13 protein-coding genes and 1 CRISPR repeat array (1 of these 14 only partly in view) are annotated in these 16,027 nt (G+C 57.7%); of the genes, 6 read left to right on the forward strand and 7 right to left on the reverse strand.

The window, feature by feature from the left end; all coding sequences use genetic code 11:
- Positions 1–61: 61 nt before the first annotated feature.
- Positions 62–820, reverse strand: a complete 759-nt coding sequence (gene rpsB, locus CFB04_RS08990; RefSeq protein ID WP_088534960.1) for a 30S ribosomal protein S2 — start codon at positions 818–820, stop codon at positions 62–64.
- Between the two features lie 251 nt (positions 821–1,071).
- Between rpsB and lptF the strand changes: the two genes are divergently transcribed.
- From lptF to CFB04_RS09005, 3 genes are all read left to right on the forward strand, one after another.
- Positions 1,072–2,241, forward strand: a complete 1,170-nt coding sequence (lptF, locus tag CFB04_RS08995; protein WP_088534961.1) for an LPS export ABC transporter permease LptF — start codon at positions 1,072–1,074, stop codon at positions 2,239–2,241.
- Entirely contained in the window at positions 2,238–3,314 is a 1,077-nt protein-coding gene (gene lptG / locus CFB04_RS09000; protein WP_088534962.1) for an LPS export ABC transporter permease LptG, read from the forward strand. The genes lptF and lptG overlap by 4 nt, the downstream gene beginning before the upstream one ends.
- 139 nt (positions 3,315–3,453) lie before the next feature.
- Positions 3,454–4,398, forward strand: coding sequence for an IPT/TIG domain-containing protein (locus CFB04_RS09005; protein ID WP_088534963.1), 945 nt, complete (start codon positions 3,454–3,456; stop codon positions 4,396–4,398).
- A gap of 100 nt (positions 4,399–4,498) precedes the next feature.
- Here the strand turns inward: CFB04_RS09005 and CFB04_RS09010 are convergent, their stop codons facing one another.
- The 4 genes from CFB04_RS09010 to CFB04_RS09025 form a co-directional block, all read right to left on the reverse strand.
- The gene (locus tag CFB04_RS09010; RefSeq protein ID WP_088534964.1) at positions 4,499–5,275 is read right to left on the reverse strand and encodes a DsbC family protein; all 777 of its coding nucleotides are present in this window, start codon (positions 5,273–5,275) and stop codon (positions 4,499–4,501) included.
- Positions 5,276–5,406: 131 nt separating this feature from the next.
- Positions 5,407–6,801 carry an adenosylhomocysteinase gene (gene ahcY / locus CFB04_RS09015; RefSeq protein ID WP_088534965.1) on the reverse strand — a complete coding sequence of 465 codons (1,395 nt, stop codon included), beginning with the start codon at positions 6,799–6,801 and terminating at the stop codon, positions 5,407–5,409.
- A 62-nt stretch (positions 6,802–6,863) separates the two neighbouring features.
- A complete protein-coding gene (locus CFB04_RS09020; RefSeq protein ID WP_088534966.1) occupies positions 6,864–7,781 on the reverse strand; it encodes a metalloregulator ArsR/SmtB family transcription factor in 918 nt (305 codons plus the stop codon).
- Positions 7,782–7,973: 192 nt separating this feature from the next.
- Positions 7,974–9,068: a nitronate monooxygenase family protein gene (locus CFB04_RS09025; protein WP_088534967.1), complete on the reverse strand. Its 1,095-nt coding sequence runs from the start codon at positions 9,066–9,068 to the stop codon at positions 7,974–7,976.
- Between the two features lie 151 nt (positions 9,069–9,219).
- Here CFB04_RS09025 and CFB04_RS09030 point away from each other — a divergent pair, with 151 nt between their 5' ends.
- Complete coding sequence (locus CFB04_RS09030; RefSeq protein WP_088534968.1) at positions 9,220–10,158, forward strand: sensor histidine kinase KdpD; 939 nt, start codon at positions 9,220–9,222, stop codon at positions 10,156–10,158.
- Between the two features lie 45 nt (positions 10,159–10,203).
- Positions 10,204–10,917, forward strand: coding sequence for a response regulator transcription factor (locus CFB04_RS09035; protein WP_088534969.1), 714 nt, complete (start codon positions 10,204–10,206; stop codon positions 10,915–10,917).
- A 92-nt stretch (positions 10,918–11,009) separates the two neighbouring features.
- On the opposite strand, the gene metK is transcribed toward CFB04_RS09035, so the two are convergent.
- Positions 11,010–12,179 (reverse strand): methionine adenosyltransferase, encoded by a 1,170-nt coding sequence (gene metK, locus CFB04_RS09040; protein WP_088534970.1) that lies wholly within the window; start codon positions 12,177–12,179, stop codon positions 11,010–11,012.
- 179 nt (positions 12,180–12,358) lie between these two features.
- Positions 12,359–12,589: a CV_2116 domain-containing protein gene (locus tag CFB04_RS09045; RefSeq protein ID WP_088534971.1), complete on the reverse strand. Its 231-nt coding sequence runs from the start codon at positions 12,587–12,589 to the stop codon at positions 12,359–12,361.
- 28 nt (positions 12,590–12,617) lie between these two features.
- Here CFB04_RS09045 and CFB04_RS09050 point away from each other — a divergent pair, with 28 nt between their 5' ends.
- Positions 12,618–12,851, forward strand: a complete 234-nt coding sequence (locus CFB04_RS09050; RefSeq protein ID WP_088534972.1) for a hypothetical protein — start codon at positions 12,618–12,620, stop codon at positions 12,849–12,851.
- Positions 12,852–13,058: 207 nt separating this feature from the next.
- Positions 13,059–16,027: direct repeats of the CRISPR family, unit length 37 nt; unit sequence GTTTCAATCCTCGCCCGCCCTTGCGGACGGGCGCTTC; it runs 152 nt beyond the window's last position.

Below are 16,027 nucleotides of genomic sequence, written 5' to 3' on the forward strand. Positions count from 1 at the left end.
GGCAGCTGCCTTAAAAAGTTGATAAGGCTCCCCGGGCACAAAGGGCCGGGGACTACAAGCGCTACTCCGCGGCCGCAGCCTCTTCCGGCGCGGCTCCCTCGGCAAATTCCTCTACATCGGTCTGCAGTGCGGTATCCCGCGCCTGGGAGCCCTCGATCACGGCATCAGCCATTTTGCTCGTAAGGAGTCGTATAGCCCTGATGGCATCGTCGTTCCCGGGAATGACGTAATTGATGTTGTCGGGATCACAGTTTGTATCGACGATTGCCACCACCGGGATATTGAGCTTGTTGGCTTCGCTGATTGCGATCTCCTCATTCTTCGGGTCTATGACGAACATCATTCCCGGAAGCCGATTCATCCCCTTGATTCCACCCAGGGTCTTTTCGAGCTTCTGCCGTTCCTTTTCTAGCTGCAGAGCCTCTTTTTTGGTATAAGCATCGATGGAACCGTCGGCAAACATTGCGTCAAGGCGCTTGAGACGGTCTATGCTCTGCTTTACGGTGGTGAAGTTGGTAAGCATGCCTCCCAGCCAGCGCTGATTTACGTAAAACATTCCGCAACGCTGCGCTTCCTCTGAGATGGCGTCCTGTGCCTGCTTTTTGGTCCCTACGAAAAGAACGGTCTCGCCGCTCTTGGCAGCCTCGACCACATAATTGTATGCGCTCTTGAAAAGACGGACGGTCTTCTGAAGGTCAATGATGTAGATACCGTTGCGCGCACCGAAGATGTAAGGCTTCATCTTCGGGTTCCATCTCTTGGTCTGGTGGCCAAAGTGAACACCGGCCTCCAGCAGCTCTTTCATGGTGATGCTCGACATGATTTCTCTCCTTTTGGTTGTGCCTCCGCCCCCGAAAGCCCCCCGGAACCCACCCCCATGGCGGGCACCACCGGAAGAACCGAAGAGCGTGCGAATTTGAAACAGCAAAGTTCTATACCACACGACCAGGCGCTTCGCAAGGAAATAGTAGGAATATGGTATCGATGCGCACTGATCCTTTTCGTTGGAGCCCTACATCCCGACCCCCCTTCTATTTACTTCCCCCACCGTCTCATGTATGATGCCCCGCCATGAAAAGGACGCTGCACCTATATCTGTTCAGGGAAACGCTAGTGCCGTTCCTGCTCGGTATCGCCACCTTCACTTCGGTTCTCCTCATGGGGAGGCTGTTGAAGCTGGCAGATATGGTGGTTGCGAAAGGGGTCCCCCTTTCCGATGTCCTGCGCCTCGTACTCTATCTCCTTCCGTTCTTCTGCCTCGTCACCATTCCGATGGCGTTCCTCCTTGCGATTCTTCTCGCTTTCGGACGCCTTTCTGCCGACAGCGAGATCACTGCAATGAAATCGGGAGGCATCAGCATTTACGGGATGCTGCCACCGGTACTCGCGTTTGCCCTGCTTGCCTATGCCGCCACCAGCTTCATAACCATGGACGCTCTCCCCCGTGGCAACGTCGCATTCAAAAAAGCGGTTATTGAACTGGCGCGAAGCCGGGCCGACCTGGCACTCAAGGAGCAGGTCTTCATCGACGAATTTCCCGGCATCGTAATGTACATCAACCGCTACGACCAGGAAAGACGACTTATGTCGGGCATCCTCCTGCAGGACGAGCGCAATCCCGCCGCCCCCCTCACCATCTTCGCAGGCCACGGCAGCATATCCTCCAGCGAAGATAACATCCTGCACCTGCGGCTTCACGAGGGGAGCATCCACAGCTCCCTGGGTCCCGAAGGCTACCGCCTGATCCGGTTCCGGGACTACGACCTCTCGGTAAACCTTGCGCGCAAGGAGGACCGGGTGGAAACAGATGAAGAGGACATGACGTTCGCGCAACTGCGGAGCGAGATCGCCCGCGGAACTGGGGGCGAGCGGCGCACAAAGGCCATGCTCATCGAGTACCACCGGCGGATTTCGCTCCCGTTTGCCTGTTTCGTCTTCGCACTTGTGGGAGTCCCATTGGGAATACAGAATCAGCGTTCCGGAAAAGCCGCCGGATTTTCCCTGAGCCTCGGCGTCATCCTTGGCTACTACATATTGTTCTCTGCTGGAAAAACCCTGACAGAACGCGGTCTGCTTCATCCGGCCGCGGCAACCTGGGCCCCGAACATCCTGTTCCTCCTGCTAGGGGCATATCTCCTGCGTACAACCGCGGCGGAACGAAGGATAACGCTGTTCGTTCACCTCACGCACCTTACTAACCACCTGCGAAAAAGGTTCGGGCGCGGGAGGCATACGCGATGACAATCCTCAACCGCCTGATAACCGCCACCTTCCTGCGCATCTTCACTCTCTGCACCGGCTCATTCGTAGCAATCTACCTCGTCATCGATTTTCTCGACAGAGGAGGACGCTTTTTGCGTGCCGGAGGGGCAATCCATCACATATCGCTCTATTTCCTCTGGAAAATTCCCGAAATTGTCAGCCAGATACTCCCCCTGGCGGTCCTGATGGCAACCTTGCTGACCTTGGGGGGGCTCGCCCGCAACAGCGAGTTGACCGCCATGCGAAGCAGCGGAATCAGCATCGTTCGGGTCACGGCACCGGTACTGCTCATTGCAGCAATCCTGAGTATAGTCAATCTCGTTGCCGGAGAAACCCTGGTCCCATGGTCTTTCGACCGCACCCGTTACATCGAGGAAGTACTGATAAGGAAAAAGAGTCCCACCACCTTCTTCCGCCAGCAGAACATCTGGCACAGGGAGGAGAACGTCATCCTTCAGGCGCGGCTCTTCGAACCCGAAACTTCGTCTCTCAAAGGTGTCACCCTGTGGCGGCTAGACGCCGGGATGATGCCCCTGGAACGTATCGATGCCAAACAGGCGATCCGCACGCAGGGAAGGTGGGTTCTGACAGAAGCCGTCGGCAGGAAGTTTTCCGTGGAAGCTGTCGGAACAGTGAAAACGGACCTTTTGCCGGTTTCGCTTAACCTCAAGCCGGAAGACCTGAAAGTCCTTGAGCGGCGGGCACGGGACATGGGTTTTCTTGAACTGCGCCGGTACGTGGATAAACTGCAGAAGGGGGGCTACGACGCGACAAGGTACATCGCACAGATGCACTCCCGGCTCTCGCTTCCTTTCGCGTGCCTCGTAATGGGATTCCTTGGGATTCCTTTCGCGCTGCGGGGTGGACGCACCAGCGGAATCGCCCTGGGCGTCGGGGTAAGCCTCGGCATCGGCTTCAGCTACCTGATGGTAAACGCGGTGCTACTTTCCTTCGGCCAGTCGGGAGCGCTACCACCGTTGATCGCCGCCTGGTCAGCCAATCTGCTCTTTACCGCTGCCGGCATATGGCTCACGATGACGGTGAACAGGTGATGCAGGGGTTCTTCTCTAATGCCCGGCCTGCGAAAGCCGATACAACTTGGAGGGTTTTCATTGACATGCCCGCCAGCCGTGTTTAAATGCTTACAATCCGGCCTACCGCGTGCGGCTGCAACGTGAAAGGAGACACAACATGCAGTGGCGATGGTTATTGATCATTCCGGCACTCCTTGCCGCAACCTCCGCGGCGGTTACGGGGCAGACCCCCTCTCAGCGATCCGCCGGCACAAAGGAACGTCCCGCAGCGATAAACATCCTGAGCATCATCCCCGCCCAGGGAGTTCCCGGCATCACCGTGACCCTGTACGGTTCGGGATTCACCGACACCACCGTAGCGTTCCTCGGAAACCAGGAGGTCCCCACGACGGTGGTGGGCCCGAAACAGCTCACCTTTGAAATCCCCCGCCTCGCCCCCGGGCTTTACGCTCTGTTCCTGAAACGTGGGGACGGCAGCACCAGCAAGATATATAACTTTACGCTGCTGCCCCAGAAGCCGGTGGCGGCGGAGCTTTCTCCCGACAGGATCGACCTGTGCGCCACGGGACGTGATCGAGAAGTCACCGTCAGCGGACAGAACTTTCAGGAGCGCTCACAAGTTCTTTTCGACGGTGCAGCTATACGAGGCCGCTTCATCAGCGACACCTCACTCGCCTTCACGGTCCCGAACGTCCCCCCCGGACTCCACCAGGTCCAGGTGAAGAATGTGGAAGAAACCACCTCTGGAGCGTTGGCCCTCATGATCCTCGGCACCCCCGAGATCGACAGCATCTTTCCCGGAGAAGAGCGAGTGAACTCGTACGACCTGATAATCCAGGGACGGAATTTTCAACAAGGGTCGGTCGTGGTGGTCATGGAGGAAAACAGCCTGGATCCCGGTGCCCCCGCAGGTGCCCTGACGAAACGGCTCGGCAGCGCTGGAGTGTCCGGAACCGGGGAGAGGGAACGGATTATCTATGTGAACTGCAACCGCATCATCTACCAGCGATACCCCTACAGCACTGCACTCAAGAATTTCCGGGTCCAGGTAGTAAATCCCAGTGGCGAGGAGAGCGCTCCCATGTCGGTAAGCGCGCCGTAGCCCCGGGGACTTTTAGGCTCCTAAGCAAAAAAAGCGGCATGACCACCCTGGGTCATGCCGCTTTTGATTTTGATGGTGAGGAGCACCATCAAATCAGAGACTATTTCTTCTTTTTTGCCATCAGGCGTTTTATCTCCTCCGCCTTCCGGTAACCAGGCAGAACGCTCCCGTCCGGCAGTACGAGGGTCGGAGTCGCATTGATTCCGAGAGTGCCGGCAATCCGGATCGTTTCATCCACCCCTTTTGCTCCTTGCGGTGCCGGAGCGGGAAGGCTACCCCCCCTGAATGCTTCGTCCAGGAGCTTTCCCGGATCACTTCCCTGCATGATTGCCCGTGATTTGTCGTACGCCTTGGGGTGCATCTTCAGGGGGAAAAGCTTGATGTAGACTGCAACATCCGGCTCCAGCTTGACCAGCTTCTTCAACTCCGTGTGAAGCTTTGAGCAAAACGGGCAGTCGGGGTCGGTAAATACGAACAGCCTCTTTTTCCCCTTCGGGTTTCCCATTGTTATGGAGTCGGCCAACGGAATAGCCGAAACATTCACCTTTTTTGCAGCTGGTTTCGGAGGTGCCTCACCCGTTATTGGAGACCTGGTGGCGATGCTGTAGACCGGGCCGGGAATGACATACTTCTTGCCATAGTCGATGTAGGCTACCGCCTTTTTACCTTCCTTCTCGAAATGAAGCTCCCACAGGCCACGCACCGGCGGCGTCTTCACCTGCTTCACCTCCCCCATCCCCGTGAGAAGAGCGTTAGCCTCTTTCACGGTGAGGGTGTGGCATCCTGCACAATCACCGCCGCACCCCTGCTGCAACATTGCGAAAGCGCTGGTTGCCGTTGAAGCGAAAAACAGAAGTGCCGGAACTGCTGATTTCATATCTCCTCCATGAGCCTGCCACCCGCGCCGGTGCAACGACCTGAAGCCGCCTGGATCCGGCGGCTTCAGGTAAGCCACTATACGTCGCTGAACCCCGAAAGTCCACATGGACGTTCCGATGTGGATAGGTTTCAGTACCGGTAATGGGAGGCTTTGTACGGCCCGTCAACGGAGACACCGATGTAGGCAGCCTGCTGGGGCGACAGTTTGGTCAGCTCGGCGTTGAGCTTCTTAAGCTGCAGCCGCGCCACTTTCTCGTCAAGGTGCTTCGGCAGGGTGTAAACCCCGACCTCATACCTACCCGGGTTTGTGAATATCTCTATCTGCGCGATCGTTTGATTGGCGAAGGAGGAAGACATGACGTAGCTAGGATGTCCGGTTGCGCAACCAAGGTTCACCAATCTTCCCTTGGCTAGTAGAATTATCCTCTTTCCGTCCGGGAAGATAACGTGGTCCACCTGGGGCTTGATCTCCTCCCACTGGTACTTTTCGATGGAGGCTACATCGATTTCGTTGTCGAAATGGCCGATGTTGCAGACTATGGCCTGGTCCTTCATCTTCGCCATGTGCTCATGGGCGATGACGTGATAGTTGCCCGTAGCGGTTACGAAGATGTCGGCCTTGTCGCAGGCGTAATCCATCGTCACTACCCGGTATCCCTCCATCGCTGCCTGAAGGGCGCAGATCGGATCGATCTCCGTTACCCATACCTGAGCCGATAGTGCCCTGAGCGCCTGGGCAGACCCTTTCCCGACATCGCCATAGCCGCACACGACAGCGATCTTTCCCGCCACCATAACATCAGTGGCCCGCTTGATACCATCCACCAGAGACTCACGGCAGCCGTACAGGTTATCGAACTTGCTCTTTGTTACGGAATCATTGACGTTTATCGCCGGGAACCGCAATTCTCCCCGCTCGTGCATCTGGTAAAGCCGATGCACTCCGGTAGTCGTCTCCTCGGTCACCCCTTTGATCTTGTCGATGCGGCTGGAGTACCAGGTGGGATCCTGAGCAAGCTTCTTCTTGATGGCTGCAAAGAGGATCGTTTCCTCCTCCGAACCCGGAGTTGAAAGCACCGACTGATCCTTCTCAGCCTTCGTTCCCAGATGGAGAAGAAGGGTTGCGTCTCCACCGTCATCAAGGATCATGTTCGAGAATCCGCCGTCTGGCCACTCGAAGATCCTGTGAGTGTAGTCCCAGTATTCCTCCAGCGTCTCCCCCTTGACAGCGTACACGGCGGTACCCCCCGCGGCAATGGCGGCGGCGGCATGGTCCTGGGTGGAGAAAATGTTGCACGAAGCCCAGCGCACCTCCGCGCCGAGCGCCTTCAGGGTCTCAATGAGGACCGCCGTCTGTATGGTCATATGAAGAGATCCGGTGATACGGGCTCCCTTCAGGGGCTGGCTGGAGGCATACTCTTCCCGTATTGCCATAAGGCCCGGCATTTCCGTCTCAGCAATCTTGATTTCTTTCTTCCCCCACTCGGCGAGTGAAAGATCGGCAACTTTAAAATCCTGCGTCATGTGAAGCCTCCTTTTTTTCCTGTTTATGGATGATAGCGTCGAACGTGCCTTCCGGTCGAATATCACGTGCGATGCGCATGAACTATCACTACGGATTCCTGCCCTTTGCCCCCCTCCACCCGGCCACAGCGGATATCCTCGAAACCGGCCTGCCTAAGCCAGGCTGCAAGCTCCTCCTCGTCGAAGCCGAGCCACTGGTCGGCCAGCTGCTCCCTTGCCCACTCCCGCTCGTGCCGGATCAGGTCCGCAAGCACCAGTGTCCCGCCCGGCCTGAGCACCCGTCTCACCTCGGCCAGGACCGCCGGAGGGTCAGCTGCGTGGTGGAGCACCATATTGAGGAGCGCGCAGTCGGTTTCTCCATCCGGCAGCGGCAGAAAGGTCATCTCTCCAAGGCGAAGGTCGATTCCGCAAACTCCCTCCGCTGCAAGCCTGGTTCGTGCTTCTTCGAGCATCGCGGGAGAGTGATCGACACCAATTACCCTGGCAGCTTTGCCCGCCAGTGCCGGCAGGAGCCCGCCGGTGCCTAGGCCTATCTCCACCAGCGTCTTGCCGCAAGGGATGAGCGAAAGAAGTTGATCACGGTAATCAGGGGTCGGCAGCAGCGTGCGGGCAAGGTTGTCCCACTGACGCGCATGGCGGTCGAAGAACTCGAAACTCTTTCTCCTTCGCTCCTCCAGCACGGCAGCGACAGAGGCCAGATCCTCCTTCAGGTTCGGAAGGGTTCCGGCACCCTCCTCGATGGCCGGGCGGATCGCCACGAAGAACGGGCTTCTCCCTCCGACGCGGTAGTAGCTCCAGGTTCCCTGTCGCTTGACTACAAGCACCCCCGCCTCCGTCAGGATCTTGAGGTGCCATGACACCTTCGACTGACCCATCTTCAGGATAAAGGTCAGCTCCTGCACGGTGAACTCGCCGCGGAGAAGAACCGCCACAAGACGGAGACGACATGGGTCTGCAAGAGCTTTAAGAACAGCTAGCATGAAGAAACCGAGGCATCGGAATAGTTAAATCAAGTTTGGTTGATATATCACATCTAAAGATACTGGTCAATGTTTAGGTGTCAACCAGGGATCACTAAGGATCTGTGCCGATAGGGGCGAAACCGAGCTACAAAATGAAAAAGGGGCGCCGGAACAAACCGCCACCCCTTCCCTGAATATCCGCCCGATTCGCTAGGCTGCCGCTTCGGCCTCGGCAGTCCCTGCTTCCTCGCCGAAAAACTCAGCAAAGATCTCTCTGACGGTAGTGATCCGGTCCGCCCTCCAGGCATTAGAGCCGCAAAACACGAGCCCCGTCTCCACGTCCCCACGCTGGGCACGGTCAAGGGCCTTAACGATGCAGAACCGTTCTCCGGCTTCCTTGTAAGAGCATTTTTTGAGACACCCGGTGGTGCAGGTGGAATTCCTCACCTGGTCGTAGAGAACAATGTCTTCCTGATTTCGGAGGATGGCTCGTCCGGGAAGCCCCGCCGGGCTCATGATGAGACCGATGTCATCCTGCATGCAGTCGATATACGCCTGTTTGAAGGATTCCGCAGCATCACATTCCACAGTAGGCACGAACCGGCTGGCTACCTGTACCCCATCCGCCCCCTGCTCCAGTGCGTACAGAAGGTCGGCTCGGTCCCATATACCACCTGCTGCAATAACGGGCACATCCTTGCCGTACTCGCTGCGGAAGAACTCTTTCACGTCGCGCACTGTCGCATACTGGTCGTAGTCACCCGTGCCGATGTTTTCCATTTTTTCGCCGAGATGCCCGCCGGCAGTGTCCGGATCTTCCACCACCACCGCATCGGGGAGACGGCTGTACCCCTTTTCCCATTTCCGCGCAATCAATTGTGCTGCCCGCACGGAGGAAACGATCGGAACAAGGGCCACATCCGGTGCGTGAGACGTGAGCCCCGGAAGGGTGAGCGGAAGTCCCGCACCACATACGATAACTTTCGCGCCCCCCTCGATGGCGGCTTCCACCAGCGCCTCGAAGTCGGAAAGGGCGACCATCACGTTGACGCCAATCACCCCGTCCGGCGCTATTTCGTATGCCTTCTTCAGTTCCGCTTTGAACCCTTCCGCATCAGCCTCCATATAGTTGTCACCGTTGAAGAACCCGCTGTTCAAAGCTATACCCGCAGCCGCCACAAGCCCTACACCGCCGCACCGAGCAACATGTCCCGCAAGCGACCCGCCCGAGATTCGGACCCCCATCCCCCCCTGGATGAGCGGGTATTTGACGTGATGAATTCCGATCTGCAAAGGTTTGTACATTGTCTCCTCCGGACGTTGGTCTTCTCTGTGTAAACAGTAGCAGAAAGTGTTCATAAGACTATGTAATAAAACTGTAAAAGCGCCCGCGGCACAAGGTGCACGCTATTAAAAAAGCCTTGCGTGTCGCGGGGTTCGGTGCTACACAGAGGTCATGAAATGGTTACGCAACCTGCTTCATCCGCTCGTAGCTCTGATCGCTATTCAGCTCCTGTGGGTTCTCCTGGTCGTCTTCTGGATCAACTGGTTTGTCGGGCGACATAAGGAGTTCCGGGAACTGGCGGCCAGGTATGGGCTCCCACTGGTCAAACCCGGGCTGGATTGGATCGTCCTCGCAGAAGGGCTCGTCCTTCTGGCAGCAATACTGGCCGGTGTCTACATTATCTTTCTCTACTGGAAGCGGCAGCAGCGCCTCTACCGCGAGCAGCGTAATTTCATCTCCCAGGTGACCCACGAACTCAAATCCCCCCTTGCATCGATCCAGCTCCACTTGGAGACCATCCGTCTACGGAACCCTCCGCAGGAGAAGGTGGAACGGTTTCTAGATACGATGCTGGCCGACACGGAGCGCCTCAACAACCTCATAAGCAATCTCCTGATGGCAGCAAAGCTGGAACAGCGGCGTAGAGAAGCTCACGTATCCACAGTCGACCTCTCCTCCCTCGTCACCACACTTATGGAAAGGAAGCGAGCAAAGCTTCCCGAAGGTGGAAACCTAGCGCTTGCCGTGGAAAACGGAATCCGTGCGAGCGTCGACGCGGAGGAGATAGAAATGGTGCTGAGGAATCTTTTCGAAAATGCCATTCTTTATTCTCCCGCGGCGCCGGACATCTCCGTGGAACTGAAGACGGAAGGGAAAAACATTCTCCTGTCATTCAGTGACAAAGGCCTTGGAATTCCGAAACAGGACCTGAAAAAGATCTTCCGGATGTTCTATCGTGTGCGCCAGCCTGGTGAAAATATCCGCGGCAGCGGCCTTGGCCTCTACATAGTGAAGTCTGTTGTAACCGAGCATGGCGGCACCGTCCGCGTCACAAGCGAAGGGCCGGGAAGGGGGAGCACCTTCATCATAACTCTTCCGCGGGCGAGGTAGCCCCGAAAACCTCAGGGACGCGGACATGATTTTGAGGAGAATAAATTGACGGAAAACAAGCCGGCCATCCTTCTGGTGGAAGATGAGATGCACCTGGCCAGGGGGATATGTTTCAATCTGGAGATGGAAGGATACCGGGTTAGCCACGTGGAGACGGGAGAGGAAGCGTTGGAAAGGCTTCTCCATGACCGTTTCTCCCTGATAATTCTCGATGTGATGCTGCCGGGAATGGATGGCTTCGAAGTTTGCCGCGAGATCAGGGAAACCGATTCCCGCGTGCCGATCCTCATGCTTACTGCGCGTGCCGATGAGGGAGATCGGATTACCGGCCTTGAAAGCGGCGCAGACGACTATCTCGTCAAACCCTTCAGCCTCAATGAATTCCTGCTCCGAGTAAGCGGGATGCTGCGCCGATCATCCTGGTATCAGCCGGAACCCGTTGAGGAAGCCTACCATTTCGGCGACAACGAGGTATTTCTCCTCTCCTACCACGCCCGCACCGCCCAGGGCGAAATAGACCTTACCGACCTGGAGGTGAAGATGCTCTCCCTCTTCTTTCAGAAGGAGGGGGAGGCGCTGCCTCGCAGGGTGATCCTCGAAAAGGTGTGGGGCTACTCTTCCGACACGGAAACGCGAACTCTCGACAACTTTGTTGTCCGGCTGCGAAAGTACTTCGAACCTGACCCGGCCAATCCTGTTTTCTTTCAGACCGTGCGGGGAGTTGGATACAGGTTCAGACGAGTGAAGGGGGTAGAATGAGCGGGAAGAAGGATGCAAAATCAAGAAAGGCCGGATGCTGAATGCACCCGGCCTTTCCATGAGAGCTATGTCGTCTCAGGATTCTCTTGAGTCTATAATCCTGCCTTTTTCCGCAATTCATCCACCTTGTCGGTACGCTCCCAGGTGAACTCGGGGAGTTCACGTCCGAAGTGCCCATACGCGGCGGTTTTCCGGTAAATGGGACGGAGCAGATCAAGCTGCTCTATGATGGCTCGGGGACGCATGTCGAATACTTCCCTCACAATTTCAGCTATCCTGCTGGAAGGTATCTTACCGGTGCCGGAGGTGTCGACCATGATCGATACCGGCTCAGCTACGCCGATGGCATACGCCACCTGCACTTCGCACTTCTCGCAAAGCCCCGCAGCGACAAGGTTCTTCGCAACATAACGCCCCATGTAGGCAGCGGACCTGTCGACCTTGGAGGGGTCCTTTCCTGAAAATGCCCCGCCGCCGTGTGCGCCGTGCCCCCCATAGCTATCCACGATGATCTTGCGCCCAGTCAGGCCGCAATCCCCCATAGGGCCGCCAATGACGAACCTCCCGGTGGGATTGATGAAGAAGCGGGTTGCACCGTCCATCAGGTTCGCCGGAATCACCTTCCGGATAACCTCCTCGATAACCCCCTCCTTGATCGTCTGGTGAGAGACTTCCGGTGTGTGCTGCGACGAAATGACCACAGTATCCACATGCACCGGACGATCGTTTTCATACCGGATGGATACCTGAGATTTCGAGTCGGGACGAAGGAAGTTGAGGGTTCCGTTCTTGCGGACCTCCGCAAGCCTTTGGGTAAGCTTGTGGGCGTACATGATGGACATCGGCATCAGCTCCGGCGTTTCCGTGCAGGCATAGCCGAACATGAGCCCCTGGTCTCCCGCCCCCTGGTCCTTGAACATCCCCTCACCTTCGGTCACCCCTTGTGAAATGTCGGGTGACTGCTTATCGATGGAGGTCATGACTGCACAGGTTTCCCAGTCGAATCCCATGGCCGAATCATTGTAGCCTATATCCCTGATTGTTTCACGGACGACCTTCGGATAGTCGACAATGGCGTTGGTAGTGATCTCGCCGGCGATTATCGCCATGCCGGTAGTCACCATTGTCTCGCACGCCACACGCGAACGGGGATCCTGTGCGAGAATAGCATCCAGAATGGCATCTGAAATTTGATCCGCAACCTTGTCGGGATGTCCTTCCGAAACCGACTCGGACGTAAAGATATAGTCCTTCATTTCCATCAGGCCGCAACCTCCTTCTCTGCACTTTTATGATTAAAGACTGTCACTTATACTGCTACCACCCTCGGATTGTCAAGAAAGAAAGCCTCTGGCTTCGTTGGAGAAAGCCCGAGTAAAAGCGGGAAATATGCGAAACCTGTGAGAGCGGAAGGAGTATCGGGAGGCAGATTTATGTGAGACTACAGCAGATCGTGGATGGTGTACCCAAAGATCTCGTCGTCGATTATCTTCTTGCCGAAGGTGATGCACTGAAAGACGGCTTCCCCCTTGGTGGTGAAAGAGTTGGGTGCGCTGAAAGCCTTCACCTTCTCCCGGCGCCGAATGGTCAGGCTCACCGACCATGTGTCCGAATCGAAGAGAAGCCGCGGCATAGGGTATATGGTGAAGCCTTTATACTCGTAGAACTGCATTCTGTCTCCCGATCCGTGGAGATTGCAATTGAAAGACCTTTTTCATGTTCCGAATCAGAAGTATAGCAGGCAACGCCCGCGTTTTCTCTACGAAGGGCCAGAAAATAACGAAACTACTGGATATAAGCATATCGAGGAAAAGTTAACAGTAACGATGAGGGAAATAAAGTTCTTAAAACTTCTCCGCCTTATTCGATCTTCTACCCAAGAATACCGCAAGATGGCGAGTGATGATTGGAAAATAGCCGAGGAGGCAGAATAAACAAAAGAAGGTGAATGTTTTTATAGGGTTGATCCGGAACGTTTTGCATCACAGTGCCGGCCTCACCCAAGATTCCCAGCGGCTTCACAAATGAGAGCCGCTTATGAAGCGGTGCAGATATAAATCGGAAAGTATTTCGCCTTCGCCGCAAATCCCGCAGCCAGAGCTTCGCGACACCCTCTTCGTCATGCCGTCGCGCGATACCGCGTTTCAATCCTCGCCCGCCCTTGCGGACGGGCGCTTCGGCGGCCGCCGGCGGCAAGCATGAGGCCGGGCTGGTTTCAATCCTCGCCCGCCCTTGCGGACGGGCGCTTCCTCGGGTCGTGCACCGAGCACAACGCCGAGGGACTGTTTCAATCCTCGCCCGCCCTTGCGGACGGGCGCTTCAGAAGGAGCTTTAGGCAGCCGGTAACCGAATACGGCAGTTTCAATCCTCGCCCGCCCTTGCGGACGGGCGCTTCTCGTTGCCTGCCAGCGGGTCCGGATATAGGACCCTTGTTTCAATCCTCGCCCGCCCTTGCGGACGGGCGCTTCGCTCGCCACGCCGCCGGTTAAGAATGCACCGTATGTTTCAATCCTCGCCCGCCCTTGCGGACGGGCGCTTCGGGCAACCGCCTCGCAGCTCTGGCCGTTGTACGTGTTTCAATCCTCGCCCGCCCTTGCGGACGGGCGCTTCTCAGGGGCGACGTGAATAAATCCTTGATCGACGTGTTTCAATCCTCGCCCGCCCTTGCGGACGGGCGCTTCATTCCCGCGCTGATGGTTACGCCCTGCTGTGTGATGTTTCAATCCTCGCCCGCCCTTGCGGACGGGCGCTTCCGGCAAGGCTCTGGCCGGTGCCGTAAGGAGTGACGTTTCAATCCTCGCCCGCCCTTGCGGACGGGCGCTTCACGGTGATGCAGAGCAATAGTGCGACGACGAGATGTTTCAATCCTCGCCCGCCCTTGCGGACGGGCGCTTCGCCGCCACCCGTCCCGCACTCCCCCCAGCTCCGGTTTCAATCCTCGCCCGCCCTTGCGGACGGGCGCTTCGAAATTCATCTGCATTAAGTACGACTATGAGCGGGTTTCAATCCTCGCCCGCCCTTGCGGACGGGCGCTTCTCCAGCTCGGTCCCTTCGGCGATGGCCGAAACCTCGTTTCAATCCTCGCCCGCCCTTGCGGACGGGCGCTTCGATCCTGGCGGGGCTGATGGTGGATGCGTTTATCGTTTCAATCCTCGCCCGCCCTTGCGGACGGGCGCTTCGTACTGCGACTGTGAAGAAGGGAACCGCCTGCGAGTTTCAATCCTCGCCCGCCCTTGCGGACGGGCGCTTCAGAACTGGGTGCGCGGATATTACGGTTCTGTTGTGTTTCAATCCTCGCCCGCCCTTGCGGACGGGCGCTTCGGGTCGTGGACTGCGCCTGCTCTTCGGTGATCTTCGTTTCAATCCTCGCCCGCCCTTGCGGACGGGCGCTTCCCTGAGTATGGGCGAGAGGATTCCGGGCGTCATAGAGTTTCAATCCTCGCCCGCCCTTGCGGACGGGCGCTTCGCGGAGATAATCGGCGACGACGTCGTAAAACATGTTTCAATCCTCGCCCGCCCTTGCGGACGGGCGCTTCAGCTCTCGCTCCCTGATTTCCTCCCCTCTGACGGCTGGTTTCAATCCTCGCCCGCCCTTGCGGACGGGCGCTTCCTGGTCTGGCTTACGCCAGATTGAGGACATGATGCAGTTTCAATCCTCGCCCGCCCTTGCGGACGGGCGCTTCCAAGGCCGCCAGGCCGTTAGCGCCACTAATCATAGTTTCAATCCTCGCCCGCCCTTGCGGACGGGCGCTTCCGGGCACGACGGCAGTAAGCGGCCGTTCCGGATGTTTCAATCCTCGCCCGCCCTTGCGGACGGGCGCTTCCAGCGCGGGGGAGCCGGCTGATGATGCGCTGGATGTTTCAATCCTCGCCCGCCCTTGCGGACGGGCGCTTCTTTTGAGCGACCCGCAAGGGGCCACCCCGATGCTTGTTTCAATCCTCGCCCGCCCTTGCGGACGGGCGCTTCGGTAATCACCCTTAAACCGTCTATTATTGACCTCGTTGTTTCAATCCTCGCCCGCCCTTGCGGACGGGCGCTTCGCAGTGGTCCCTGACACCTTCTCCTTGGTTGTGGTGTTTCAATCCTCGCCCGCCCTTGCGGACGGGCGCTTCACACCGAACCCGGTAACGGTCGAATCGTAGTATTCGTTTCAATCCTCGCCCGCCCTTGCGGACGGGCGCTTCTCTAGCAATCCAGGCATTGCCTTCCTGTATCAGGAAAACTTGTTTCAATCCTCGCCCGCCCTTGCGGACGGGCGCTTCCCTGCTCCTGCAGCTCCTGCTCGGCTATTGCCGAGTTTCAATCCTCGCCCGCCCTTGCGGACGGGCGCTTCAGTCGCTCGTCCCACCCGCGGAAATCGGCCGGGAGGTTTCAATCCTCGCCCGCCCTTGCGGACGGGCGCTTCTCTATGCAGCGGGCCATTATTTATCCCAATCCCAGTTTCAATCCTCGCCCGCCCTTGCGGACGGGCGCTTCGGGTCTTTTCGAACACGTGCCCAAGCTCATGGGTGTTTCAATCCTCGCCCGCCCTTGCGGACGGGCGCTTCGATAGTAACGGTGAGGCAGGGTAAAGGAAAGAAGGTTTCAATCCTCGCCCGCCCTTGCGGACGGGCGCTTCGCTGAAGTATGGGGGGACACCGGACCTCATCCTTGTTTCAATCCTCGCCCGCCCTTGCGGACGGGCGCTTCGCAGGATCTGCGTACCTACCGGGTCGCGGTGGTGTTTCAATCCTCGCCCGCCCTTGCGGACGGGCGCTTCGTGGCGGCGCGGACGTCGCAGGCGAGAAGCTCGACGTTTCAATCCTCGCCCGCCCTTGCGGACGGGCGCTTCGGCTCACCCTTGCCGACCGCGACGGCGAGCTCATTGTTTCAATCCTCGCCCGCCCTTGCGGACGGGCGCTTCCGGCCTTCGCCAAACACTTCACCGGCGAAACCAGGGTTTCAATCCTCGCCCGCCCTTGCGGACGGGCGCTTCGGCGACGCTGGCGCGGCTGAACGGCCCCCGGCAGGTTTCAATCCTCGCCCGCCCTTGCGGACGGGCGCTTCGCCAAAACCATAAACTGGCAAGCAAAGGGGTACTGTTTCAATCCTCGCCCGCCCTTGCGGACG

This window comes from Geobacter sp. DSM 9736 (assembly GCF_900187405.1).
Classification (GTDB): Bacteria; Desulfobacterota; Desulfuromonadia; order Geobacterales; family Geobacteraceae; genus DSM-9736.

Excerpts from the sequence above, each read along its gene's own strand:
- rpsB (WP_088534960.1), bottom strand. The coding sequence starts at position 820 with ATGTCGAGCATCACCATGAAAGAGCTGCTGGAGGCCGGTGTTCACTTT.
- lptF (WP_088534961.1), top strand. The coding sequence starts at position 1,072 with ATGAAAAGGACGCTGCACCTATATCTGTTCAGGGAAACGCTAGTGCCG.
- lptG (WP_088534962.1), top strand. The coding sequence starts at position 2,238 with ATGACAATCCTCAACCGCCTGATAACCGCCACCTTCCTGCGCATCTTC.
- CFB04_RS09005 (WP_088534963.1), top strand. The coding sequence starts at position 3,454 with ATGCAGTGGCGATGGTTATTGATCATTCCGGCACTCCTTGCCGCAACC.
- CFB04_RS09010 (WP_088534964.1), bottom strand. The coding sequence starts at position 5,275 with ATGAAATCAGCAGTTCCGGCACTTCTGTTTTTCGCTTCAACGGCAACC.
- ahcY (WP_088534965.1), bottom strand. The coding sequence starts at position 6,801 with ATGACGCAGGATTTTAAAGTTGCCGATCTTTCACTCGCCGAGTGGGGG.
- CFB04_RS09020 (WP_088534966.1), bottom strand. The coding sequence starts at position 7,781 with ATGCTAGCTGTTCTTAAAGCTCTTGCAGACCCATGTCGTCTCCGTCTT.
- CFB04_RS09025 (WP_088534967.1), bottom strand. The coding sequence starts at position 9,068 with ATGTACAAACCTTTGCAGATCGGAATTCATCACGTCAAATACCCGCTC.
- CFB04_RS09030 (WP_088534968.1), top strand. The coding sequence starts at position 9,220 with ATGAAATGGTTACGCAACCTGCTTCATCCGCTCGTAGCTCTGATCGCT.
- metK (WP_088534970.1), bottom strand. The coding sequence starts at position 12,179 with ATGGAAATGAAGGACTATATCTTTACGTCCGAGTCGGTTTCGGAAGGA.
- CFB04_RS09045 (WP_088534971.1), bottom strand. The coding sequence starts at position 12,589 with ATGCAGTTCTACGAGTATAAAGGCTTCACCATATACCCTATGCCGCGG.